The organism is Shimazuella alba (assembly GCF_009831235.1).
GTDB lineage: Bacteria > Bacillota > Bacilli > Thermoactinomycetales > Thermoactinomycetaceae > Shimazuella > Shimazuella alba.
This window is the reverse complement of the sequence record NZ_WUUL01000001.1, coordinates 238,563-262,186: the sequence shown is the minus strand read 5'-3', so window position 1 is coordinate 262,186 and position 23,624 is coordinate 238,563. Positions and strand designations below refer to the sequence as shown.

The following is a 23,624-nucleotide window of genomic DNA, read 5'->3' as shown; positions in this document are numbered from 1 at the left end:
ATAAAAAACGAAAAGAAGACAGTATTAATACTGTCTTCTTTTCGTTCAGAAGTTACATAACCTTTATTTTCGAATCGTTTGAAGAGCTCCGCTCCATGCAACTACTTGATCCAACATGAGATTGATATTGTTCAAATGCAAATCTTGTGGTTTAAATGTACTGAAGTTTTCAAAATCAGTGAAAAGAGATAAAGTTGGGTGAGTTTTCACATCCGCGACAAGCAATTCACCTAGGATACCTCTCAAATGTTCAGCTGCCCGTGCTCCACCAGTTGAACCATAACTAACAATACCAGCTGCTTTGTTGTTCCATTCTTCACGTGCTAGATCTAGCGCGTTTTTTAGTGCTCCAGTTATACTATGGTTGTATTCAGGAGTGACAAATACAAAACCATCAAGACTATCCAACTTTTCAGCCCATTTTTTCGCTTGTTCTTCCCCCCCTGCTTCTCCAAGGAAACGTAAATCATAATCTGCTATGTCCAATATTTCATAACTCGCATCACCGCGCTTATCTGCGATATCTTTTACCCATTGCCCCACTTGCGGGCTTACTCTTCCAGGTCTTGTACTCCCTAAAATAATTCCTATTTTCAACATATGTAATTCCTCCAAATTCAAATTATGTGTTTCAATTTATTGTATCATTATCACTTACTAAAGCATGCAGATGAGTAATGGATTCAAACAAAATTTGATCCTCATGCCAATCTATGAATATCTCTAGTCATCTTTTTTCGAATTAGAGCTTTCGAATGCAACTCCAAACGAAATACCAATTGCCACACCAATTCCCATGCCTAATGCTAAATTATCAAAAATAGTCAACCCAAAGACGACTCCTAAAGAAAGCCCCAATGATATCCCTATTGCTATACCTGACCCTTTCTTTTTTAGTGGATTGGGATCAGACATGTATCTCTATCCTTTCCTATTTATTCTAATAAAAGAATTAAAATAATATACCTTCTTTCATTTTTATTATACATAATTAAAATTCGCAATAACATAGACATTTTACTTATCACCGATAATGAGCTGTCCTCTTGTCATAAAAAATTGGATAAGCGGACCAAACAGAAACGTAAAAATAATCGTACCAATTCCAATCGAGCCATGTAGGTATATCGCTAATAGTAGAGCGAAAACCTCACCTATTGTTTTCGCATACATAATGGATATACGAAACCGGTGTGATAATGCAAACATAAATTGATCCACAGGAGTAGGGGTAAAGTTAGAAAGAAGATAAATGGAAGCCCCCATAGAAGCGACGATCAATCCAGTCCAAAACAGACTCATCTGTAAACCTATTTCAGAAGAATGGATTTGTATCATATCCATCCACCAGTTGATAAAAAGCGCAACAATCGTGATCGTAAAAAAGGAAGAATAAGTTGGTTTCCTTCTCCACAAAAATGCATTCATCCAAATCAAAAAAAAGCCAATGATAAAAACCCACAAACCGATAGAGAAACCCGTTTTATTTGCTAAACCAATATAAAATGCCTCCCAAGCACCCGTTCCTAAATTGGAGCGGATGATAAGAGACAATCCGAATGTTTTTATGAACAATCCAACTATATATTGAACGATTCGAGTGGAGGAAATTCTCATATAGCATCCATCCCGTTTTGTTTAATGGTAGATGTATATGCAAGAGAAAAGGGTTGTACTACTTTCTTTTCGATTATTCTTTCAACATTTGCCACCCATTGCATATCCTGTAACAAATGTCCAGAGACCTGGGAGGTGTCGGATATGGAGTGGTTATCGATTATTCTAATTGGAGTTGCAGCTAATTTGGATAATCTCGGTGTTGGAGTGGCATACGGAGTACAGTCGACTAAAATAACAATGAAATCAAATATGATCATCGCCATGATTGGGGCGATGATCACTTATTTATCTGTAACATTAGGAAGTTTAATCGGGGATCATATAAATCCTAACTTAGCTAATCTGGGTGGCGGGATTATACTATTCACTTTAGGAGCATGGACTATAGGTGCTGATTGGAAACGAATAGGTACATGCAAACAAAAAGAACACCAAGGGAACTACTTGCAACAATTATTGGATCATCCAGAAAAGGCAGATAAAGATAATAATAATGTTATCTCTTCTAAAGAATCGGTATTACTAGGAATAGCGCTTTCTCTTAATTGCTTTGGGGTAGGTATTGGTGGTGGAATAACGGGTGTTTCCCCTTTTTGGTCTTCAGCTGTGGTTGGGTTCATATCTTTTGGGACAATGATAATAGGTGTTCGAATGGGAATGAGACTGTCGTATTCTTGGCTCAACAAGTTTGCTAGTTCCATAGCTGGAAGCTTACTTCTCGGAATCGGTTTGTATGAAATATTTATGTAGAACAATGTCTACTTTAAGTTTTGCAAATCGGAAAGTGTGTGCTGATAGACATTGATATCGACATAAGTACTAATTCCATCTACATGTCCACGATTATGATATTGCCAAATTTCCCAGTCCTTTTTTGGAAGAGATGGGAACTTAAAAATGTCACGAATCCAGATTCGATAACTTTCAAATGAATTTTCTATGTAAGCATGATATGTATCATATGTCACATATAAAATCGGCTTCTTTTGATAAGTTGCCTCTAATTCTTTCATCATAGATAGTAAACTGTCTCTTACTTTCCTTTTATCATGATAGGTAGCGATCTCTACATCAACCACTGGAGGCAAACTATTTGATTGAACAGGTACGACCTTTTTAAAGTGACTTGCCTGTTCAATTCCGCTACTTTTCATAGAAAAAAAATGATAGGCACCAGTCAAAAACCCATTTTCTTTTGCTTTTTCCCAATTGTATACAAACCGTTTATCTTTAAAATCTTTACCCTCTGTTGCTTTCATATAGACAAATCGAAATCTCCCTTCCTCTTTCACCTTCTTCCAATCAATTTTTCCTTGATGGTGTGAAATGTCCAAACCTTTTACTTCATATCCGACTGTAAAAACAGAGTTGTACCATATGTACCCATAATAGTGTAAAGTACACAACCCAATAACCAATACAATCACGCTGTAGATATAAGGTTTCATCTTTCCCTCTCTTTCTCGAATTGAAGTATATTATATTTTTTGCATATAAAACCATGACAAAATAATTCAGAGACTCAGAGCGCCTTACAAAAATAAATAAATGGTATTTTTAATCGAATTAGTTTTTAATCAACTTAATTGAGTAGTGCTTTCCTAACAATTCTCAAAATACAATCCTCTAAAACTATTGGTATCACCTTCTTCAACCATAATGATACCTTTATTCCATTCAATAAACTATTTGAAATTCGTACAATATCTAAATATCTGAGAAGTAACCCTATACATAATTCCTAATTTTTATTATTATTTTCAAAAAGGAGGTAATTTTAATGAAAACAAAAAAAATTGTTGGGTTATTTGCTGCAGCAGTACTTACTACTATACCTTTAGCTGGTTGTGGTGATGATGAGGAACAATGCTATGATTCTCAAGGAAATGAAGTAGCGTGTGACAGCGTTGATGTCGATGTTAACAGTTCCAGTGGTGGAGTAGGTGATAGTTCTGATGGTTCTGGAGGTTGATTCGTCTGCTACGCCAAACGGATTATGCTAAAAGAAGAGAAGAAATTTATTCTCCCATAAGGGAAGAAAAGATTTTTACTTGGGATATAGATGCACGTGATCAGGAAGAATTTGCACTAGCCACGATCTATCCTGTTTCGGAGCTATTTGTATCTAGCCTCAGGACGGCTACAGAAAAATTGGGGGAAATTTTTGCTAAGACCATCCGAATTGTACAAAAGGGATCGGAAGAGCTTTTTCAAGAATTGGGGTTTCCTCAAGAGACATGGGCTACTCTTCGTTTGTCTGTCGCTGATCATACACCAACTTTACTTGGGCGATTTGATTTTGCTCATACCCCAAACGGGCTGAAAATGCTGGAATTTAATAGCGATACTCCTTCGAAAGTGGTAGAAGCATTTTATGTTAATCAAAAAGTTTGTGATTACTTTGGATGGCAAAATCCAAATCATGACCAAAGCCGGATGCTTACGGACTCTTTTCAGTACATACGAAAGAGATACCAGCAGCTAGGGTATCCTTCCAAGCATATTACCTTTAGTTCATTGGATTGGCATATAGAAGATTCCGGCACGACCAGGTACCTCTTGCAACAGTCCGGTTTACCCGCTACCTTTGTCCCACTGTCTAAGCTCGTGGTTCAGCAGGACGGACTCTATGTCCGAGGCATGGATCATCCCATCGATATCTTATTCCGGTTTCATGCCTTAGAGATACTAGCATCAGAAAAAAGCAAGTCGGGTTTTCCCGTTGGTGCTCAGCTACTCCAATTGATCGCCCAAAAGAAACTGGCGATCATCAATCCACCTAGTGGATTTATCAGTCAAAATAAAGCAATCCAAGCTTTAATCTGGAATCTGCATGAGCAAAATATGTTTTTTACGACAGATGAACATGAGATCATAGAAACCTATATGTTGCCGAGTTATTTAGAAAATGTATTTACAGGAAAGAAGCCCTATGTCAGAAAACCTATATTCGGGCGCAATGGCGGGGCGATTACCTTATATGAAAAAGATGGAACCATTACATCACAAGATGATGGACAAGCATATTGGGATCAAGCTATGATGTATCAGGAAAAAGTCCCATTAGAAGAGATCGAAGTGGAAAGCATGATGGGTTCCTACAGAGGATGGCTGTTATGGGGGTGTTTCCTAGTTGATGGAAAAGCTTCTGCCATCACTACCCGGATATCGGATCGGATTACAGGGGATTCCAGTCGCTTTTTACCGATTGGCTTGCCATTATAAATTCGGTCAGTAAGGACTTTTAAGGTGTTATGTTAGTACTTATCATGATTCCTATTTGATAAAAAATACAAAAAGAGCGTTCGCCGCAACCACTGCGAACGCTCTTTTTGACTTGCTTTGATCTTCCTCTTATAAGCCTCTGTCTCCTAGTCCTATTGCTTCTAGGTTAACTAATCGAAGATTGTCCATAATTGGCGACATTTGTTTATGTAGAAAAAGAGCAGACTACTCCCTTTGTGATTCGATTATAACCCCTAATCCGACAACCGTGGATCAGAATTACACCCATCGCAGCTCCAAATATAACACGAACAATGTTATCAAAAAAGAAAACAAAAATTAATACTTTCATACATCATTTTCCAAAATTTTCCCATCCCAACGACCTTCTTCCGTTTCCACTATCCCTTAAGACATTTCGCAAATATAGCAGAACCATCTATAAAACTATAGATGGTTATTTTTTTGTAATTTTATGAATTTATTTGTACATTCTTAAGAAATATGTTAGTTTCATAAATAACACCTTCTATGATACAGAAGATATTTCTTTACCTTTTGTTAGAAGTGAATATGAATAAAAGGTGTGTTTTCTTTGGCGAACAAAAACTATCTTTATGAAATTCACATGATCCGAGCACTTTCGTGCCTGATGATCCTAGTAATCCATGTAACAGGTGCCTATTATTATCTTCATGATCAACAACATGAATGGTATACTCACTTTTTCAATCAAATTAGTCGTTATGGTATCAATTTATTCATCATGATCACTGGGTTTCTCTTGTTTTATAATCGAAAAATAAAAGGTTTTCACGCCAAACACTATTGGAAATCTCGTACAAGTAAAGTCATAATTCCATTTTTCGTGTTTACTGTGTTCTATCAAATTGTTATCTATCTATATACCGGATTGTCCCCTTTTTCGTTTACGTTAGATTATTTCTATACACAAATATATTTAGGAGGAGGCTTCTATCATTTATGGTTCTTCTCCCTTGTATTACAATTCTATATCCTATTCCCTATTTTGCAACGATGGGTAAATAATCAACGACAATGGACCATTATGCTTGTATGTTCACTGCTCTTACAACTATTATTTTTAAAACTGCTCCCACTCTACTTGCATTGGGAAAAAGTATACCTCTTTAATTGGATTTTTTATTTCATATTGGGTGGTTATCTTGCGCAGTATTGGGAGACAATACGGGACTGGTTACAGGCACATTTTAAGATCTCTCTTGGTATGTTACTACTCGTTTTAGCTGATGGAGTGTGGTCTTTTTATCGCATCCATTCCATAGCCGAATATCGATTAGAAAATATAATTGCAGTTCCCATCCTTTTTTTGGCGATGATTGGAATTTACCCAAAAATAAAACATATGACAAGATGTAATCAATGGTTGACTACCATTGGTGTATATTCTATGGGAATCTATGTTGTCCACCCATTCTTTCTCTATTACGAAGAATATATGCCAAGTATCTTTTGGCATCCTTGGTCCATACCTTTTACTTTTTTGTTTTATTTATTGGTCAGTTTCTTTTCTTTAAAACTTTTTGAGAAAGTCCCTTACTATTACCACTTTATACCGATACCAAAACTAAATACCAATACAAAAAACTTGAATCGTCAAGTGCAAACGACTACAAACTACCATGCAAAATAAAGGTTAACATGTATCGTAGTTTCTGATAATGAAATAGAGTAATGATACCAGAATTCCCCTCTGGAATATCCGGAGGGGAATTTCTTACCTTTTCAAGAGATGTGTGAAAACACTCAAATCCATTTTCTATTTATATAGTAACAAAATGGAATTTCGCTACCTTTCAAACCATTTTTCTTGGTATCTAGCGAATTTGGGATTTGTTAATAAATAATCATTTGTAAAATCTTAATAAAATCATATTAAATTTATCGATTTGTATTAACAAAAATAAATTATAATGACCTAGTAAATGGATTCACTAAAATCAATAATCTAGAAGGAGATGATAATTTGGAGAATCGATATTCTCTTTTGGTTTCAGATCTGGATGGTACACTTTTAACAAGTAACCAAAAAATATCCGTCCGTACTCGACATGCAATAAATCAATATCAACAAAATGGAGGTATGTTTACCATTGCTACAGGAAGAAGTCTGGCTGAAAGCTACCACCTCTTAAACGAACTGAAGATTGGTCTACCTGTTATTTTATGTAATGGTGCGGTACTCTATTATCCTCACGATGAGGAAATACAAATTCTAAAAACTTTATCAAAACTTTTCGTAGAGAAAATACTACTTGATATTAAGCACATTGATCAGACGATTGATTTGCTACTATTTAGTTCAACTCAGATCTACTCCATACGACTCAGCCCTCAAAAAGCAATTGAATTATCTAAATTAGGAATAACGCCTACTCCTGTCCATTCTTTCGCTGAAATCAAGGACGAAATTATTAAATTACAATTGATTGGCTCTTCTAATAATATACAAACCCTTCATATGATCTCTGAAAGTTATTCCTCAAGTCAAGAGTGTGACATTTTTCAATCACATGCACACTACTATGAAGTTGTGCCAAAAGGTATATCCAAAGGAAATGCATTGCAATACCTCAATCAAATCCTCCACATACCTGCCGAAAGAACTGCAGCTATTGGGGACCATTGTAATGACATCTCCATGTTACAATTAGCAGGTTTATCAGCATCGGTCGAAAATGCACACCCACTCGTTAAACAATGCACAACTCTGCACGTCCCTACAAACGATCAAGAAGGAGTAAGTTATTTTATTGAAAATCATCTACTATTTAAAGGCAGCTTAAACTATTCCCTTTAAGCCGTCTTTTTTTATCCTTACATTCATGATTTCATACTACCATCATTTTCTGTGGGCTCTGGAGATACTTCGGTTAGATCGTTTAGAATGTACCATAAATCATTTCATTCAGGTTGTAGTATACTAATAGTAGCCGGAGTAATCTTTAATGACAAATATAGACAACAGACAGCCGAAGCTGTCTGTCGTTTTGTGATTTATTTATTATTATTTATGTTATTTCCTAAGATAAAGTTGGTCGTTTATATAAGTCACTATATGTACAACTGATGATCCATCTATACAAATTTCTTTTTTTCGAACCTGTAACCTCATAATAACCAAGCCTCACCGTAATCAATATGTCTCTCCGTCAATAGGTTTCGCTCCATTTAGGGACGGGTCTAATCGATAGAAAATTTATGGGGTGGAGAACAACTTCTGCTGTCCCCCACCCTTATTTGGTCAATCCATTGTTACAGCATCTTCTTCAGGCTGTTTGCATACTTACCAATAAAAGCTGAATCCCTCTTAGCGTCTGCTGCAGTGCGGATGAATATATCCTTACCCTCAAAACCAACACGAATACCGCCAGCCGCCTCAATAGCGGATGGGCCACCTACAATGATGGAAACATGTCCCAGCGGCCCGCCCAGACTTCCAATCTCCATCTGGAAGTCCTTCAGAAGCTCTGCAGCCTTCTGACGACCGGAAGAAGTACTCAGATCGAGCTTCTTTACCTTCGCAATTGCGTCCTTAAGCGTAGCCATGGTTGACCTTTCTGTCTATATATTTACAGGAAGATTCTCTCCCTTCTTCTACTATATATATCTCTACAAAAAAAACAACTCTATTCTGAAAAAAATTTCTCATTCTTTGAATCGATCACATACCCCATTCCGTTTCGGATTTTCTCCATTACCCTCAGTCGCCAGTTGCTGGTTCTACCCATACCGTGGCCCCAAATAACGCAAAAAAGCCACCGAATACGCTGTACTACCTCTGTTCCATATATTTATCAGGAAAACCCATATGACCTCTATGCACTTAGAGATCATGTGGGTTTCTTATGATGATATGAATTTGGTTTTAGGCAAATATCTTTTTTTATATTCATCGTAATACTTCTCCCAAGGGATACGACATGTTCCACCGTTACTGGAATTCAAGCAATATAGCTTTCACTATATGTAATCTTGCTGACTTGCATATTGTCCATAGTGCTAGAATTTACAAGCCTTTTCACGTCATGCTGTTGTTCCCCCAATCCTTTCGGATAAGGTAAGACGCTGCTTTACTCATAAGAATACTCCAATGAGACTGCCATCGGCAGTAAAGACACCTCAGCCTCATGGGCGCACCGAACGTGTCATTGCCTACAAAGGATTGATATTTTTATGTAAAGTTCCTGACTTTGATAATTCAACTAATTTCTCTTTCAGCAGCGATTTTTTTCAGTAACAGTTCAGCAAGAGTATAATTTTTTTGGCTGCACTTTCCAAAAGAGTCATTCCTGTTGTTTCATCCTGTGGATAACCCAGCCCATAAAGCAATCGCTCTCCCAACTGATAACAAGCTGCGGGATGTCCATGATGCACAGCTTTTTCAAGCTAATACTTCCCTTGCTCACCATAGACAGCAGTTCCTGACAACAACACCTCACCTAATTTTGTCATTGCTTTCGGCCAACCGGTATGAGCTGCACGATAGAGTAAGTTCATTCCCCTTTTTACTAGTTCCGAATTACTTGGGCTCACCATTATCAAATGGTATCCCTGAACGGTCATGGCTCGGTAATTCCGTTGTTCAATAGCCTTCTCTAACCACTGAATGCCTTGTTGCTCGTCTTTCCTGAACACATTTCCCTCTATATTGAACTCAGCTATAAGCATTTTACCTATGTAGCACATAGCATCGACCGTATTTTCATCAGCCGCTTTTAAAATCAGTTGCTTTCCTCTAGTAACATCTATTTTTTTCTTGATCAGTATAATTCCGAGTAACATAGCCATTGAATTTCCTTTTTCTATTGCTTGTTCCAACCACATCATGGACTTCTCTCAATCTTTCTGTTCTGTGTAATAGAATTCTCCTAGCTGACCCATAGTTTTGATATGACCATTTCGTGCTAGACATTCATTTTAGCCGATAATACCCTGCTGATATATCTTTTGTAGTAGAACCTTCAATGAAGTAACACCCCAGCGATATAATCGCATAAGAGGAGGAGGTCCGTGGTGCTTTTTACTAACCATTCAACTCCAAGTTGTGGTTGTAATTCGCTAAATATCCCTTCCAAAAAGTATTTGCCAAGTCGAACCATAGATGAAATGGAATCGTTCTCCGATGCTTTTTCTAACCATGATAGCCCACAAGACACATTTCGATTGGTTCCTTTTCCAAACAAATAGGCCTGGCCTAACGTTTGCATTGCCTGAACAGACCCTTTTTCCGCTGCTGTTTGTATCCAATCTATACCTTCCGCTTTAAGTTTTCCTGTTGGCATTTTTAATAGTTTCTTTCCGTATAAGAGCATGGCATATATGACCAGTTTCAGCAAGAGATCGAAGTTTTTGCTCATCATTGTCTGCATACCTTTTTAACAGTCGATCTTCTTTCACAATTTCCGCTCTTTGTAACCACTGTTTCCCTTCCAACTTGTTTTTTGCGCTGCTTTTTGAACATAAATATGAAGCGAGATGTTCCATGGCTGGGTTGGAACTTTGCTGTACAGCTCTTATCAACAAATGTTTAGCAAATTTATCCTTCCTATTTCTAGTTCTCTTTCGCTTTGGCTTTGCTTTACTTTCCTCTTCGCTATTTTTTTTGTATTTCTTAAGCAGCCAACGATTCGCAAACACCCTCATGGCACATACATGATTCATTTATGCTGCTTTTTTAACCACTCTGCTGCTTAAACCGTATCTTGTTCTCGTAAACACTGCAATCCTAATTGAAAAATCGTCTCAGCAAAACCTAGTTTTGTAGACGAAAGTAATAACTTTTTTGCCTTTGGTACATCCCTAGCTGTTTTCGTTGATTTTAATGTATGCATACCTTTTTGAAACAACGAATGCCGATTTCAATTTACTTTAGCTTAAATCATAAAAATCCCCTCCTCGGAATCTCCATAAATGTGTTCAATAGAGAAAGTTAAAAATATTGAGTGGAAAATCTCTTGTAAGATGATATTTGCCCCTTTTGGCGGTCTAGGTTCCTTTATCTTACTTTGGACAGCCTTTTCGTTGTGCATAGGACTGCCTCTCAGTCTATCGACAAAAGATTAACAGTTGACAGATCAGAAGCCCCAAATCATTTTGGGGCTTCATCGTTCTTACATGTACAGTAGAGCGAAAACTTCGCTTCTTATTATAGCAAAATGCAAAATCCCCCAAACAGCTGAGACTTTTAATATCTAGTGAATATTGCGAGTGATAAAATAATAAATAAACCAATAGAAAATGCAAAAAGGTTAGTCCAGCGGGAATCAAGTTTGATATCACGGTGCAAACCAGTAGGATACACAACCCCAATTAACAAGAATACTTCAATTAATCCAATAATAATGACCATATAGAGGACTACCACTGGCCATTTTGAAACATCCCCATTAAAAGGAATGTCTTGTTGAATGTCTTTTTTTTCTATACTTACCTCGAGATTATTGAGTGGTATGTTATTTGGTACCACAAATAGAACATTAGCAGTTATTGTAACACCAGGATTTAGTTCTTGGAACAAGCTCACTTTAGATGGGTTCACCAAAACCTCATTTGTTACATCCCTTTTATACTCAGAATATTTTTTTGTATATGCATGTAGTGTGATTTCGTCAGAAGGGATTGTGATCGGTTTTGTCCCATGATTCTTTAATGACACATTAACTTTGATAAAGCGTGCTCCTTTATTGGGTGAGTAGTCGGTGCCTTTTAGATCTTTTATCTGTTGTAACTCTGTTACATTATTCACGGTGTAGATGCGATCGAATATGTCTACAGGCTCCCCTAGCTTTGATTCGCCTCCCCCTATTCCAATAGAAAGAAGTATAAAAAAGACAAATAAGCAAAAGTTTATCCAATGCTTATTTAGTTTGATTTTACGGTGCCAACTTGTAAGTTTTACAATACCAAAAAAGAAAAAAACGGAAATTCCATCAACAATATCAATTAATATTTGTTTTATTGATATATCTTCCATTATTTGATAAAAAAACACAACACCGAGAAGTAAGACAAAGCTTCCCCAGCGATTATGTAATCTGATTTCACGGTGTGAACTTGTAGGGTATATAACCCCCACTAACAGGAATAATCCAAATATGACAGTCATGCTAATAATAGCATCCATTATAAAATCCATCATGTCCTCCTAGTTTTGCTAACTATTTCTGATAATCAATCCGCTTGAAACAATTCCTATTCCTCATCTAATGATCGCTTTTTTTATCTTCTTTCTAAAGCTTGAGGTTTTTAACACATTCAGCTGTTTCATATAGTTGAGTGATAATTTGTAAGAAATTTATTCTTCTCCTCAAAGATAGCTTTTTGTGTTTCATTTTAAAAAATAATAAAGCATTTTATTGATCTGAATGATAAAGACTGGACAAGACATAGTTTTTACTTGCAGCTTCTTTGAAGTGAATCTCTTATGAAACGTAATGGTTGCTGGTTTATAACCATCTAAAAAGGCTAAATTTCAATGTTTTCTTTCTTTATAAAGGATCACATCCCTATTAGTATTAGAAAATCATTAAATTCGAAATATTCTCTTCCGATTGTATTATACTCCTATTTAGACAAAAATTGAAAATAGTACTCTGATGTGAGAGCTGATTCTCTATTCATTCAACCATTCTTCTGGTTTGTTCAAAACACAAAAGCAGAACTGAAATATCACCCTACAAATCATGCAACTCCAAGTAAGAATATAATAATGTTAATTCACTAACTAGTTATGGTACTAGATCAAATATGAACAAACACAAATAACTTATTGCAGATATAACGATGCACTTTCCAGTTCCAATTGAACGATTTCTAAAATTCTGTATGTTAGATAAAATATCTACGTTTTAGGAAATGTAAAGCTATTGTTATCCTAGTCTATATACAAATATTTTTCGCGAAAATTATAATTAATTCTGGCATTCAACAATAAGAAAAAGTAGTAGATAGAAAATAAAATAGCTGATGAACAAAAGGAATTGAAAAATGAATCTTTACAAAAATCAACCCAAAAAAGAAAAAAAGCTTTTCAATCTCATCTGTAATTGTTTGCTTCATATTTGCCGCCGTATGCATCAGAGCAGGTATCAAACCCCCGCTTAATTGGTGGTTTTTAGCTATTGGTTTTCTTTATTTGAGTGTAGCGATTGGAGAAATATTATATAAAAATATTCGATATAACCATTTATTCACTTATTTTTGCTTAGGTTTATTTTTTATATTGATAGGCGGGAAATCCCTTTTCGAAGCTAAACACAGTTTAGCAGGAGCATTTTTTATTCTATTTGGAATCATTGTCATGGTATGGATGGCCTTTTTGCACCAAAAATCTAGAAAGTTATAATCTCTATTAATTCAAAAGGAAAGATAAAACAGAAAACATTTAAAAAAGTACTAATTCTGATATTCACAACAAGACAAAGAATATAAATGGTAAAGAAAAGGAAACCTCAGATAAATCTTTAGAAATTTGGGCTTCGAGTTTCATCAGCTAGAAAAAAATGAAGAAAAAACTTATGGGTAGGTCTATTCATAATTGTCCAATATCAGCAGCCATCTTTCTTATACTTGGCTTAAAATCTAATAATTGGTTTGATCTTGCAACTGGCTTCATTCTGCTAACAACAACAATTTTGGACATGTACTTTAAGAATTCAAGCCATAATTTATTGATTGCAACCCTTTCACTACCCCAATATGCTTTTCTCGCATTCTTATAACTGTCATTTTAAAATTCCATTAAAGGTAGTTGTTCCCACATTTACTTGATCACGATTCCTTACAGTAAAATGAATATTATTGGGAGGAGTCAGATCATATGAAAGCAGAGTATTTTTTCAAAGATAATCCAGATGCTCCTATCACTAAATTCTCATGATGCCATGACTGATTGAGAAAACTGAAGTAGTCCCCACATCCAAAACACCTAGAACCAGCACATGTCACAAAGAGCAATTTGACCAGATTAACAATAAAACCAAAATCAATTCAAGGAAAATCGGGACTATTCCTTTAGGGTCTCCCTGAACCTTCGTACAGGGAGATTCCCACATCTCACAGAAGCGCTTATGGTTTCGTTCTTGAAATCTTTGCACTATCCTCTGAACAGGTTAGAATCGAGCTAGATTAGCTATTTTAAATCCTTATCTATTGTATAAATACAATTGAGTAGAAATAATCTCATAAAAATCCCGATCCCTCTTTTAGGTACAGAGAAATCGGGATTTTACATTTTTTCTATTTATATGGCTTTTGAGTTACTTGGACTACCTCCTTCTTACCATAGGATAGATCATCGATTAAAGTTAATTTATTTTTAGTATATTATTTAATTATTGGCACTGCTAAAAAAGCGGTGGTTCAGCAAAATGTCCGAGTCCAAGCCACTCACCACTGTTACCATTCATCTCCCCATATCATAACGGGGACTGAGATGATGGCTGCCGTCCATTCCGTCATCGAAGAACTAGCAGAACACCCCCTTCTACTCGAAGCACTTCTTCGAGGACGGCGATGCCTACCTCGTGGGTTAGATGGATTGTCAATGGCACAAGAATGCTCTCTCAATCAGTATCCATGATGATAAATGTTCCTTTCGAACCTTTGATCGACCATCCTTCCATAACCATTTACCAAAATAACAAGCTTATGGCATTTCAGGTAATCGTAAATATTCTTTATGTGCATCATGATATAGTTCTACCCATTGCTTCATTTTCGAATGAGTCGGAAGCATTCCTAAAGATTTAGCTCGGTAATAAGTAGCTAATCCATTCATTTGCTCAGAAACTTTTTCGTTATAAATGGTAGAAAGATACATAACATCGTTTCGAGTAGTCAGGATGGAATAATCAAATGTATCTAGCTTTTTATAGGAATCCAAGTATTGTTTATATGTGGGCCAGTCTGATTTCTTCACAGCTGTAATCTCTGCAATTGGAATAAGATTGAATTCGTCTAATGGTAACCCAAACGTAATTGTACGTGAAACAGGATTGATGGATGCTTTCATTTTTCCTCGCCACGCAGGTGGAAAGGTTAGACGTAAACCCAAAATATCGTCCTGATATTGTTGAAATACTAACTTTAATTGATTCTCTTCACTCCAATTAAACCAACGATAGATGGTCGGTTGCTCAGCATTAGATAAGCTTTCACTATTCTGAACCATCTGTGTAAAAGCAATATCAATGATACCGTCATGATTGATATCTTGGCTCTTCACATTATAGAGACGATTGTTTTGATCATCCTTAAGGGTGTCAAAAACATCGTGTAATCTACCATTTTGAATGTAGTAAATACCAGCTTTTCCACCATGTGCCCCAACTGAGATATCTGCTACAATCCCTAATCTATTCTTTTGGACTTTTCCTACCGTAAGAAAACTCATTTCTACGGTGCCATCTATCATTTTTGTATCTTTTATTTGCAACTTTTGTTGGTGAGCTTGATAAAGAGTAGCCTCTGTATGCATATCTGGTTGTTTTTGAAAGAAGATAAGTTCAGGATGCTTATCTTGATCTAAATCTTCTAACACAGTAGCGGTTGTTTTTTGATGGAGGATAGAAGTTAATTTTTGTTGTTTCCCCCATTGAAGCACCTTTGTTTGTGCATCGAACTCTGTTCCCTCTTCTATACTCAGGACAATCTCTTCTTTCAGGTCTCCTGTTAGATCACCAGCCCCTGCTGATTGAAATTGATTCCCGACAAAAGATTCCTGTGTGATTTTTTTCCACTTATCGTCTTCTTGTTGGACAACGATCAATCCCAATTGCTGATTTTGTTTAAACAAACCAACTACTTCTTCTTTTTGATCATGATCAAAATCAACTAGAAAGAAAGGAGTTCGGTTTTTTCCATACTGGGGTACCATCCACATTGCTCCGTCGGGTAGAAATGGAGCAATTATTTTCGCTGTTTCTTCAGGCGATAAATCATTTGTTTTTTTTTGCGTTTGTAGCATTTTTCCTGAACAAGCGGCTAAAAAAAGAGTACAGATAAGAATACTCACCAATGACCGTAGTTGAAACATAAAAAATCTCCTTATATTTGGAAATAGTTTGGTATAAATAAAAATCACACACTCTTATAATAGTATAATTTTTTATGATTTTATAATATAAAGTTATTCCACAGATAAAAGATTATCTGTTTTCAACTTAGATAAACGAAAAGAGGGATTAATCCCTCTTTTTCGAATCGAAATATACAAGAAATGACTCAAAGTTACATAAATAGCCACTCCTGTCATTTCCATTTTCTATAAAATTTGCTACCCTATATAATAATCATATTTATCCTATCAGGTACATTTGATTGTACTCTTTAAATGAATAAACTTCGTAGTTTTTCCCAGTTGATCCCATCCATCTTCTTACTTAAACACATTCCGTTCATCACTCTGAACCAAGATATCCATCTCACCATAAAACATTCCTATATAAAACCCTTTTTCTTCTCAGTTTTTCTATATTTAACAAAAATATCCCTCATGGATCTTCTGGCATTCTATTTAAAAGCCTTAATACAAACGATATAAATCCCGTTCGTAATCCCGAAGATCATCTTTCAGACGTTTTCTTTTACGTTCAAGATCATCTATAGATCGCTCCGTACGCCGGATTTCATCTCTAACCTTTTCAATTTTTCTTTTTAGATAGTTAATTTCCCGACTATTGTCTGGTTTCCCACTCCTGTTACTTCCCCACCACATATAAGCAACCTCTCCTTTGATGTACTATTCAGATTTCAACATGAATTGGAGTTGCATGATAGCCGTTATCGCCTTAAAATTTCACTGTCATCCTTAGTACTTGCATATGTTCTCGCTGTATAAACCATAACATGTTATTTGAAAGCTCGTAAAGCTACAATTCTCATGTTTCTAAGCAATCGATCGCTTCTTCTTGCTTCCATATCCTCTCTTATTCTGTGCCATCCACAGCAGAATTCGAAGAGCAAATGGTACAACTCTATTTTTTATAGAGTTGTAAGACGAGCACGCTAAACGAGTACGATGTAACCCCATCTACTCTCATATACTCAGTTGACACATCTGCGTCTTCTACACCCTATTCAGTGGGTACATGAAAGATATTATATTATGAATGAGAATATCTATAATTGTCTTGATCGTTTTTGCAGAGAAAGAAGATGGTTATGATTTTGTTTTTTTATATAGGATCTTTAGGATCAGGTAAAACTACTCATTCTAAAGGATGGACTCACGTACAATTCTTTAATGGAGATGCCAGTATGGTGTCTTAGATTAGAGTGAACTCCGCTACCAATTCTTTACTAAGATGATTTATCCTTATGCAGAAAGAATAGATCGAAAAAATTAAAACTGCTATCCAGCAGGGGAATCTTTCGTTTCTGACGATACATCTATTGATTTGGCTTGGACACAATACGCCATGAAAAAGCAAAGAAAGCAGGTTTTATGTTTATTTGGTCCATGTTCGTGCTTCTCTAGAAACCTGTCTTACTCGAAATAAAAATGAGATTATTTTGTTGATTCAAGGAGAGTTCAAGAAATTCATCAGACAATGGAAAGGATATGGTATTCTTTCTCCATTTTCTGACCTAAGTGTGAATATTAATCTATACAGTAAATGTGAAAAAAACCCCGATCCCGTGTATAAAAGGATGGGCACCTGCATTTAGTTTCCTTTTATTTGAATTTATAGACATCATAACCACCTTCCATAAAAAATGACCAGTATCTCCGCACTAGTCATTTGATCTATATGAAGTTAAATATTCTGTTGAGGCCTGCACAGATGGTCTTTGTGCAGGCTGGCTCTTTTCAGAACCAACTGATAGATTGAATGTTGGAGTTCTACCAGTCTCATGAAGAATTTACGGAAGACGGCACTGGTTAATGACCATCACCCCACTGAAATTTTTAGATTCTCCGGGACGAACCGAACTTGTTGTTGCTTGACTAAAATCGTCATCAACTGGGCACTGATCCACAAGAATATTGTGGTTGTTTTTGTATGAAAAATGGAATCGCAATTTCTTCTTACCATCAGGGGTGATGATATGATTCCACCACATCTCCTTAGCCTTTTTACCTGTCCATCCCGTGGCCAGAAACTCATCCAGATCATCATTGGTGAACACAACATTGATTTCAGTGGTCTTCTTTCCCATGAGAAGAACTCCTAACTTTAGGTACCTGTATATTAATAATACCATCTACACATAAGTAAACAAGAATTTTCAAAAAAGGTACATTTCCTCTTTTGCATACAAAAGGCAAACTCACACGATGCTCAGTAGAGATCGCTGAAATTTGCTTTAATTTTGAAATATTCGACATAAAGAAACATATTTCTGAGTTTTTAGGTGTTAGAAGATTTTTTACGAGTATAGTTGGAATGAAAAAGAAAGAAGTTGCACGGATCATCGGAAATGGTGACCGAATTTCCTTTAACGATTGAAAGAAGTATGTGGAGATGCTGCTACTGTGCTTCTGACTCACGAAATATGTGGCAATGATATGATATGGAAAAATGAATACCTCTATGGATTAAACGATCAACTGCTGTATCCATCTCCTGCAAAACCGTCTCAATCAACCGCTTCTCTTCATCAACAGATTGACAACACTGAGAGCGTTTATCTAGTTCGCATTTGAGGATGAGGTCCGCGTCGAAGTGACTGCGAAGAGACTTAAAGCGGAGACGAGCAACCTGGACATTGCCAGTGTTGATGGACTCATGCAACTTCTGGGCGCGAGCGATGAAATCTGCTTCACCTTGGAGTGAAGGAGTCTGCTATGCCTTCAGACCGTCAAACATCATCTGAAAAAATTGAAACGACCGCTGAAAGTCATGAAAGCTCTTCGATGATCGTAAGCCCATTCTAGCTCATTGATAATTTTGTTGTAATAGTCGTTGATTCACCAGAATGGATGACCAGGCTGAAGTGACATATTTTCTCTCACAAACGTAGGTTGTTTACCTTCTAATTTGATTATAGGAAAGTTGATATGAATAAAGAGGACATAGATAGCTATTTTCAAGCATAAGATCAGTTTAATTTACTTTTCACCATAGCAATCAGTAAGGTTTATCAGAAAAATTCTTGGCTTGTTCATCGAACCGAAAATCTTCTAACATGATTTTATCTACCTTCTATAAAACAGGAATGCAAGATTACTTTCTTATTCAGAAGAACGATTGGGAAAAGGTCATCCATATACATAGTGAATCCGTTGTACAACGATTTATTCAGACGTGTTAGAATCAAAAAATAAACGAATTATATTTTGGCGAATTTACTATCCTATACCGATTTGCGATCAGCGAAGATGCTTGTTCATAAGTCATCCATAATCTTTATTTGGAATCGCATGAGTTGTAAGTGAGAAATGGAAAAGGAAATAAATCTCGAACTATTTTTCTATCAGACAAGGCTCTTCAGCTACGTAGAATTACTGAAACAAGAAAGATGTGAGTATCATGATAGTATTCACGAAACATGAAAATATGTAATGACAAAAGAACAGAAGCATTAGTGTTGACAATCCAAAATATTAGTTTTGAATCTGGAGTATACCCATCCATGACAAGGAGCATTTTAAATGAAAATTGGCTTTGTTGGTGATATCCATGGTAGGGTTTTTCATACTTTAGCTCTTCTCACTGCTTGGCAGATACGGAATCAGTGTAAACTCGATCTCATCATTCAAGTTGGGGATCTAGGAGCATACCCATATCCAAACGAAGAATTGAAGAATGAAAAATATGTCAAAAAAGACTTAGCCCAGCTTGATTTTAGTCGTTACTTACAAGCAAAGGGGAAATTGGCCGAAAATATACAATATATCAGGACTAATCATTTAGAACAAATCTATTTTATAAGAGGTAATCATGAAGATTTTACATGGTTACGAAAAAAAAGTTCCCTTGCACAAAAGGGAACTGTATGTGTAGATTCATTTGATCTCTTTTACTACGCAACGGATGGCTCAGTCATAAAGAAGAACAACCTCAGCATAGCATTTTTGGGAGGTATTCAAACATCCAGAACAGAAGAATCGATTGATGAAATCGCTTACCATACTCTCTTAAATACGAATAAAAAGATTGATGTCTTAATCACTCATGATGCACCTTTTGGAATCGGAACAGGATATTATGGTGATATACAAGGCTCCACTATGATTTCGACACTTATCAAACAATTACAGCCTAATTATTTGATTGCGGGTCATTACCACCATATGGCTGGTCCACTCCAATTTAAAAACACAACATATCTCGGTTTGAGTGTGCTGGTTAATCTACGTGAAAATGATCAGTTGAGAAGTATTGAACCTGGAAGCATGGCTGTGCTTGATACTTCCCAAGCTGAGTTACGCTTCGTTCTTGAACCGTGGATTACAGACATTAATGGTAATTTTGATTTCAATTCGTTTGTCGATCAAGTGAGAAATGGAAACTATTATCATAGTTAAACTCTTTCCCCTTTGTTTTACGGAAAAGAGGTAAAGTACTTGATTATAAATAAAACAAGATATCTCTGTTTATGGAGATATCTTGTTTTATTTAGTTCAATTCATTGCAAGTTCTATTTTTTTCAACAAGTACTTGTTGAAGTGTTTTCACTTCTTCATTCACAAACTGAAATGTTAACAAGTATTTACCCAGGTGATAGGACCAATATGCCTTACCAAAACCACCTTCTGCACAATGTGGCTTCCCTAGTTGCTTCTCCACATCTTCAGAAGTCAGCCCTTGATACTCTTTTGATGCTGAATAAACCATTTCTACTTTATTCTTGTTTAATTGAAAAGCGACTTGCCGAGATGGATAATAATCTAATATCGATTCATCCTCACTATCAGGGGTGCCATACGCTTTTTTTATTTTTCCTTTTTGACTATTAACACCAAATTCACTGTTGATCACATGTCCATTACTTGCTGCTTTTTTGGTTTCTAATAAAACAGAATCTCCATTTGCATGTACAGTTCCTATTGTATAAAAAGAAAAAACAAAGCTAAGCACAATAAGTTGAACAAACCATTTCTTCCGTAGCATTTTACAAAACCTCCTCTTTTAAGGATGGAAACCTATCCTTAATTTTAATACAATCGATACGGAAATAAAATAATATTTTAAATAGTTCGATGGTTATTATTAACAGAATTTAGTTTCTGATGCAAACTAGTTTATATATTTTGAAAGAAAATAAAATGGTATAGTACCAGCGAACAATACACTCAAAATTCAACATGTACTGCAAGAAAAAGAATGGGTTGATCCGATGACAAATGATGACTATCGTGCTCTTACTCCTCTTATTTACGATCATATTAATCCATACGCCGAGTTTCCAATAGATTTAGATAATAGACTTGCTATATAGCAAACACATATACCGACACTCAAAATGAATCAGTACTTTTTCCAATGTTTGTTCAAATTGCACTACGTCGTTCAGTTGCTGGTTTTACCCCTCTTAACTTGATGGCTATTGGGATTCTACCCCTTAAAGTCTCATTTTTAACATGTCTACTCTAAGTGCATCACCATAAAAAACAAATACACACAATCGTGGTGGAATTGTGTGCGATTCTACATATATTTAAACAAGCTACTTCACATACTTACCTATAAAATATTTTACTTCCTTGGCTTCTTTATACAAACGGAATGGCTTTTTAAACATTCTCCGTGGGATTTTCTTTAAGAAATAGGATCGATTTCCTTTATACTCTTTAATGATTCGAGAAGGTTTGGTGGAGAGTCTGTTTTTTATTTCTTTATATAGTTCATATTTCACATCTACTTTCAGATCGAGACTTCGACCACAATTCTCGCAATGGATATGAGAAATGGAATCATTGAAATAGATGATACTATGAGGTGTATCACTTGAACATCGGATACAAAAAAATTCAGTGACAATTTGTGACTCTTTCATCTGTCATCCCTCCATCAACTCATGCTCCATACTACTAATATTATACAATAATGAATAGAGCAATTAGGCTTTATATATCGAAGCATCTCTCTCCATTAATTGACGTAGTTCCCAAATCATTTGTATTTTTGTTTGTTCTATATCATCAAAAGTAATGACCTCCCCTTTTTTCACTGGTCTCGTGATACGTAAACTAGCATCTGCCAACCCTATTGGAAGTGCGCGGGTTTGTTTTGCTGCTTTTGCCTCCATGATTTTTCCATATGAAGTGAATCCACCTAGCCCATCTAGGCTTTCCCCAGCTTGCAAATCTTTTTTCGCCACGGTAACCGTTTCCGCGATGAGACCTTGATAAGGAACAATGGACTCTTCTCCCTCTAAAAACGCTTTAGCGATCGAGATTGGTGTCTCCAAACTAGTTAAATGATAGGGACGAAATAGGATATAGTTTGGTCCATCTCCCATTTTTAAATACTGCAATTCAGCATGTACTTCAACTTGATCCGATGTGATAATGGCAAATACCCCTGGAGCAATCCCATTGACAAACTCTACAGTCTGATAGGAATGCAAAATTCCCCCTTCTTCTTTTCTTCGAAAAACTTTTGTCAACTGATCCACCGTTGCAGTCGGCCCATGCATACCTGGTATATCTGGAAGAAACCCAGTTGCATTGGCGACAGCTGTCATCTCGATCATTGTTTTGGTTCCATCTTGGAATGAGGCTAATATTTTTGGATTCATGTTTACTTTTTGTGCTTGTATTTTAGCGGAATCTGGTGTTGCCTCTAAATTTAGTGGGTTATTTTTACCTTTCCCTAGTACCAAAGGTTGAAATCCTATTGTCTTAGCAAAATGGTATAATTCCATGATGGCTGCTGGTTCGTCACCAGATGCACCCGTATAAACAACGCCTGCTGCTCGTGCCATCTGGTAAAGAAGCGGCCCCACCGTGACATCTGTTTCCACATTTAGCATTACAATATGCTTTTTCGCCAAAATGGCTTTCCAAGCAATCTCTGCCCCTAAGTTAGGGATCCCTGTCGCATCAACAATCACATCAACCGACGAGAGCTGCAATACAAGTTGCATATCGAAAGTAACGACGACTTGACCTTGGGTAATAGCTCGCTCCGCTTTTTCTAACTGTTCAGTCTGAACAATTTGAGAAGAGGTGAATCCAGCATTTTCATAAGCATGAATTGCATTTTCCGTCCGAATATCTGCTGTTGCAACGACTTGCATTCCTTTCATCGCTGCAATTTGTGCAATCATTCCTCGTCCCATCTGTCCCGCGCCAATAAGTCCCACACGAATGAAATTTCCTTCTTGTTGCAGTGCTTGCAGTTTGTGATGAATTGGCATAAGATGACCCCATTTATAGTAGTTTTAGTTGTGACGGATGATTTGAATCTTAGAACCTATATGGATGTCTGGTACTGGTTTTTCTTCTACACAGATCGTTCCTGGTAAATCTCCTCGTCCACTATTAAACTTTATCGTAGCATGACCCAATTCTTGCATGGTTTTATTAACTGTATTCCCAACGAATGAGATTTGAAATGATTGACCATCAATAACTAACACATCTGCTAAGGTAATTTCTCCGGTATTTTTTCGATCTGTATGCAAAACCGAAACATCATGCAATTCTTTTGGTGCACTTTCGTCAAATAAAATAAGAAAATTTTGCTCGGCAAATTCGGAGACTAGTTCCCCAATTTTGGTTGCTGTAACTTCAAAGAGTACAGTCATAAACTCACCTACCACATTTATAGTTTGGCTGGAAT

At 36.3% G+C, this 23,624-nt stretch carries 23 protein-coding genes; 9 read left to right on the top strand and 14 right to left on the bottom strand.

Going from position 1 to position 23,624, the window contains the following annotated elements; genetic code table 11:
* Window positions 1–63: 63 nt before the first annotated feature.
* The 3 genes from GSM42_RS01265 to GSM42_RS01255 form a co-directional block, all read right to left on the bottom strand.
* Complete coding sequence (locus tag GSM42_RS01265; RefSeq protein WP_160799430.1) at window positions 64–600, bottom strand: NADPH-dependent FMN reductase; 537 nt, start codon at window positions 598–600, stop codon at window positions 64–66.
* Window positions 601–723: 123 nt separating this feature from the next.
* Window positions 724–915, bottom strand: a complete 192-nt coding sequence (locus GSM42_RS01260; protein WP_160799429.1) for a glycine zipper domain-containing protein — start codon at window positions 913–915, stop codon at window positions 724–726.
* Between the two features lie 102 nt (window positions 916–1,017).
* Window positions 1,018–1,617 (bottom strand): YczE/YyaS/YitT family protein, encoded by a 600-nt coding sequence (locus GSM42_RS01255; RefSeq protein WP_160799428.1) that lies wholly within the window; start codon window positions 1,615–1,617, stop codon window positions 1,018–1,020.
* Window positions 1,618–1,641: 24 nt separating this feature from the next.
* Between GSM42_RS01255 and GSM42_RS01250 the strand changes: the two genes are divergently transcribed.
* Window positions 1,642–2,370 carry a manganese efflux pump gene (locus GSM42_RS01250; protein ID WP_275402113.1) on the top strand — a complete coding sequence of 243 codons (729 nt, stop codon included), beginning with the start codon at window positions 1,642–1,644 and terminating at the stop codon, window positions 2,368–2,370.
* Window positions 2,371–2,378: 8 nt separating this feature from the next.
* On the opposite strand, the gene GSM42_RS01245 is transcribed toward GSM42_RS01250, so the two are convergent.
* Window positions 2,379–3,068 carry a GH25 family lysozyme gene (locus GSM42_RS01245; RefSeq protein ID WP_160799426.1) on the bottom strand — a complete coding sequence of 230 codons (690 nt, stop codon included), beginning with the start codon at window positions 3,066–3,068 and terminating at the stop codon, window positions 2,379–2,381.
* Window positions 3,069–3,400: 332 nt separating this feature from the next.
* Between GSM42_RS01245 and GSM42_RS01240 the strand changes: the two genes are divergently transcribed.
* From GSM42_RS01240 to GSM42_RS01225, 4 genes are all read left to right on the top strand, one after another.
* The gene (locus GSM42_RS01240; protein WP_160799425.1) at window positions 3,401–3,592 is read left to right on the top strand and encodes a hypothetical protein; all 192 of its coding nucleotides are present in this window, start codon (window positions 3,401–3,403) and stop codon (window positions 3,590–3,592) included.
* Entirely contained in the window at window positions 3,589–4,845 is a 1,257-nt protein-coding gene (locus GSM42_RS01235; RefSeq protein WP_237446415.1) for a glutathionylspermidine synthase family protein, read from the top strand. Before GSM42_RS01240 ends, GSM42_RS01235 begins: the two co-directional genes overlap by 4 nt.
* A 595-nt stretch (window positions 4,846–5,440) precedes the next feature.
* Complete coding sequence (locus GSM42_RS01230; protein WP_160799424.1) at window positions 5,441–6,520, top strand: acyltransferase; 1,080 nt, start codon at window positions 5,441–5,443, stop codon at window positions 6,518–6,520.
* A gap of 333 nt (window positions 6,521–6,853) precedes the next feature.
* Window positions 6,854–7,687, top strand: a complete 834-nt coding sequence (locus GSM42_RS01225) for a Cof-type HAD-IIB family hydrolase (RefSeq protein ID WP_160799423.1) — start codon at window positions 6,854–6,856, stop codon at window positions 7,685–7,687.
* A 455-nt stretch (window positions 7,688–8,142) separates the two neighbouring features.
* On the opposite strand, the gene GSM42_RS01220 is transcribed toward GSM42_RS01225, so the two are convergent.
* The 4 genes from GSM42_RS01220 to GSM42_RS01205 all read right to left on the bottom strand — a co-directional run bounded on the left by GSM42_RS01220 (window position 8,143) and on the right by GSM42_RS01205 (window position 12,028).
* Entirely contained in the window at window positions 8,143–8,436 is a 294-nt protein-coding gene (locus GSM42_RS01220; protein WP_160799422.1) for a hypothetical protein, read from the bottom strand.
* An 840-nt stretch (window positions 8,437–9,276) separates the two neighbouring features.
* Window positions 9,277–9,717, bottom strand: coding sequence for a tetratricopeptide repeat protein (locus tag GSM42_RS01215; protein WP_160799421.1), 441 nt, complete (start codon window positions 9,715–9,717; stop codon window positions 9,277–9,279).
* 134 nt (window positions 9,718–9,851) lie between these two features.
* A complete protein-coding gene (locus GSM42_RS01210) occupies window positions 9,852–10,250 on the bottom strand; it encodes a tetratricopeptide repeat protein (protein WP_160799420.1) in 399 nt (132 codons plus the stop codon).
* Window positions 10,251–11,074: 824 nt separating this feature from the next.
* Entirely contained in the window at window positions 11,075–12,028 is a 954-nt protein-coding gene (locus tag GSM42_RS01205; RefSeq protein WP_160799419.1) for a DUF4352 domain-containing protein, read from the bottom strand.
* 2,295 nt (window positions 12,029–14,323) lie between these two features.
* On the opposite strand from GSM42_RS01205, the gene GSM42_RS01200 reads away from it, so the two are divergent.
* Entirely contained in the window at window positions 14,324–14,470 is a 147-nt protein-coding gene (locus tag GSM42_RS01200) for a hypothetical protein (protein WP_160799418.1), read from the top strand.
* A 66-nt stretch (window positions 14,471–14,536) separates the two neighbouring features.
* On the opposite strand, the gene GSM42_RS01195 is transcribed toward GSM42_RS01200, so the two are convergent.
* A complete protein-coding gene (locus tag GSM42_RS01195; protein ID WP_160799417.1) occupies window positions 14,537–15,925 on the bottom strand; it encodes a hypothetical protein in 1,389 nt (462 codons plus the stop codon).
* Between the two features lie 1,829 nt (window positions 15,926–17,754).
* Window positions 17,755–18,051, bottom strand: coding sequence for a hypothetical protein (locus tag GSM42_RS01190; protein WP_160799416.1), 297 nt, complete (start codon window positions 18,049–18,051; stop codon window positions 17,755–17,757).
* Window positions 18,052–18,400: 349 nt separating this feature from the next.
* Between GSM42_RS01190 and GSM42_RS01185 the strand changes: the two genes are divergently transcribed.
* On the top strand, window positions 18,401–18,538 hold the full coding sequence (locus tag GSM42_RS01185) for a hypothetical protein (RefSeq protein ID WP_160799415.1): 138 nt from the start codon (window positions 18,401–18,403) through the stop codon (window positions 18,536–18,538).
* A gap of 948 nt (window positions 18,539–19,486) precedes the next feature.
* Window positions 19,487–20,362, top strand: coding sequence for a metallophosphoesterase family protein (locus tag GSM42_RS01180; protein WP_160799414.1), 876 nt, complete (start codon window positions 19,487–19,489; stop codon window positions 20,360–20,362).
* 91 nt (window positions 20,363–20,453) lie between these two features.
* Here the strand turns inward: GSM42_RS01180 and GSM42_RS01175 are convergent, their stop codons facing one another.
* Window positions 20,454–20,948, bottom strand: a complete 495-nt coding sequence (locus tag GSM42_RS01175; RefSeq protein ID WP_160799413.1) for a DUF4309 domain-containing protein — start codon at window positions 20,946–20,948, stop codon at window positions 20,454–20,456.
* A 160-nt stretch (window positions 20,949–21,108) separates the two neighbouring features.
* On the opposite strand from GSM42_RS01175, the gene GSM42_RS01170 reads away from it, so the two are divergent.
* Window positions 21,109–21,276, top strand: a complete 168-nt coding sequence (locus GSM42_RS01170; RefSeq protein WP_160799678.1) for a Tn3 family transposase — start codon at window positions 21,109–21,111, stop codon at window positions 21,274–21,276.
* Between the two features lie 228 nt (window positions 21,277–21,504).
* Here GSM42_RS01170 and GSM42_RS01165 read toward each other — a convergent pair whose 3' ends face one another.
* The 3 genes from GSM42_RS01165 to GSM42_RS01155 form a co-directional block, all read right to left on the bottom strand.
* The gene (locus GSM42_RS01165; protein WP_160799412.1) at window positions 21,505–21,834 is read right to left on the bottom strand and encodes a bh protein; all 330 of its coding nucleotides are present in this window, start codon (window positions 21,832–21,834) and stop codon (window positions 21,505–21,507) included.
* Between the two features lie 63 nt (window positions 21,835–21,897).
* The gene (locus GSM42_RS01160; RefSeq protein WP_160799411.1) at window positions 21,898–23,199 is read right to left on the bottom strand and encodes an NAD(P)H-dependent oxidoreductase; all 1,302 of its coding nucleotides are present in this window, start codon (window positions 23,197–23,199) and stop codon (window positions 21,898–21,900) included.
* A 24-nt stretch (window positions 23,200–23,223) separates the two neighbouring features.
* On the bottom strand, window positions 23,224–23,589 hold the full coding sequence (locus GSM42_RS01155; RefSeq protein ID WP_160799410.1) for a PTS glucitol/sorbitol transporter subunit IIA: 366 nt from the start codon (window positions 23,587–23,589) through the stop codon (window positions 23,224–23,226).
* Window positions 23,590–23,624: the final 35 nt, after the last annotated feature.

Bases quoted from the DNA above. Each gene is read 5' to 3' on its own strand.
- GSM42_RS01265 (WP_160799430.1), bottom strand. From the start codon at position 600: ATGTTGAAAATAGGAATTATTTTAGGGAGTACAAGACCTGGAAGAGTA.
- GSM42_RS01260 (WP_160799429.1), bottom strand. From the start codon at position 915: ATGTCTGATCCCAATCCACTAAAAAAGAAAGGGTCAGGTATAGCAATA.
- GSM42_RS01255 (WP_160799428.1), bottom strand. From the start codon at position 1,617: ATGAGAATTTCCTCCACTCGAATCGTTCAATATATAGTTGGATTGTTC.
- GSM42_RS01250 (WP_275402113.1), top strand. From the start codon at position 1,642: ATGGTAGATGTATATGCAAGAGAAAAGGGTTGTACTACTTTCTTTTCG.
- GSM42_RS01245 (WP_160799426.1), bottom strand. From the start codon at position 3,068: ATGAAACCTTATATCTACAGCGTGATTGTATTGGTTATTGGGTTGTGT.
- GSM42_RS01240 (WP_160799425.1), top strand. From the start codon at position 3,401: ATGAAAACAAAAAAAATTGTTGGGTTATTTGCTGCAGCAGTACTTACT.
- GSM42_RS01220 (WP_160799422.1), bottom strand. From the start codon at position 8,436: ATGGCTACGCTTAAGGACGCAATTGCGAAGGTAAAGAAGCTCGATCTG.
- GSM42_RS01215 (WP_160799421.1), bottom strand. From the start codon at position 9,717: ATGATGTGGTTGGAACAAGCAATAGAAAAAGGAAATTCAATGGCTATG.
- GSM42_RS01210 (WP_160799420.1), bottom strand. From the start codon at position 10,250: ATGATGAGCAAAAACTTCGATCTCTTGCTGAAACTGGTCATATATGCC.
- GSM42_RS01205 (WP_160799419.1), bottom strand. From the start codon at position 12,028: ATGATGGATTTTATAATGGATGCTATTATTAGCATGACTGTCATATTT.
- GSM42_RS01200 (WP_160799418.1), top strand. From the start codon at position 14,324: ATGATGGCTGCCGTCCATTCCGTCATCGAAGAACTAGCAGAACACCCC.
- GSM42_RS01195 (WP_160799417.1), bottom strand. From the start codon at position 15,925: ATGTTTCAACTACGGTCATTGGTGAGTATTCTTATCTGTACTCTTTTT.
- GSM42_RS01190 (WP_160799416.1), bottom strand. From the start codon at position 18,051: ATGGGAAAGAAGACCACTGAAATCAATGTTGTGTTCACCAATGATGAT.
- GSM42_RS01185 (WP_160799415.1), top strand. From the start codon at position 18,401: ATGATATGGAAAAATGAATACCTCTATGGATTAAACGATCAACTGCTG.
- GSM42_RS01180 (WP_160799414.1), top strand. From the start codon at position 19,487: ATGAAAATTGGCTTTGTTGGTGATATCCATGGTAGGGTTTTTCATACT.
- GSM42_RS01175 (WP_160799413.1), bottom strand. From the start codon at position 20,948: ATGCTACGGAAGAAATGGTTTGTTCAACTTATTGTGCTTAGCTTTGTT.
- GSM42_RS01165 (WP_160799412.1), bottom strand. From the start codon at position 21,834: ATGAAAGAGTCACAAATTGTCACTGAATTTTTTTGTATCCGATGTTCA.
- GSM42_RS01160 (WP_160799411.1), bottom strand. From the start codon at position 23,199: ATGCCAATTCATCACAAACTGCAAGCACTGCAACAAGAAGGAAATTTC.
- GSM42_RS01155 (WP_160799410.1), bottom strand. From the start codon at position 23,589: ATGACTGTACTCTTTGAAGTTACAGCAACCAAAATTGGGGAACTAGTC.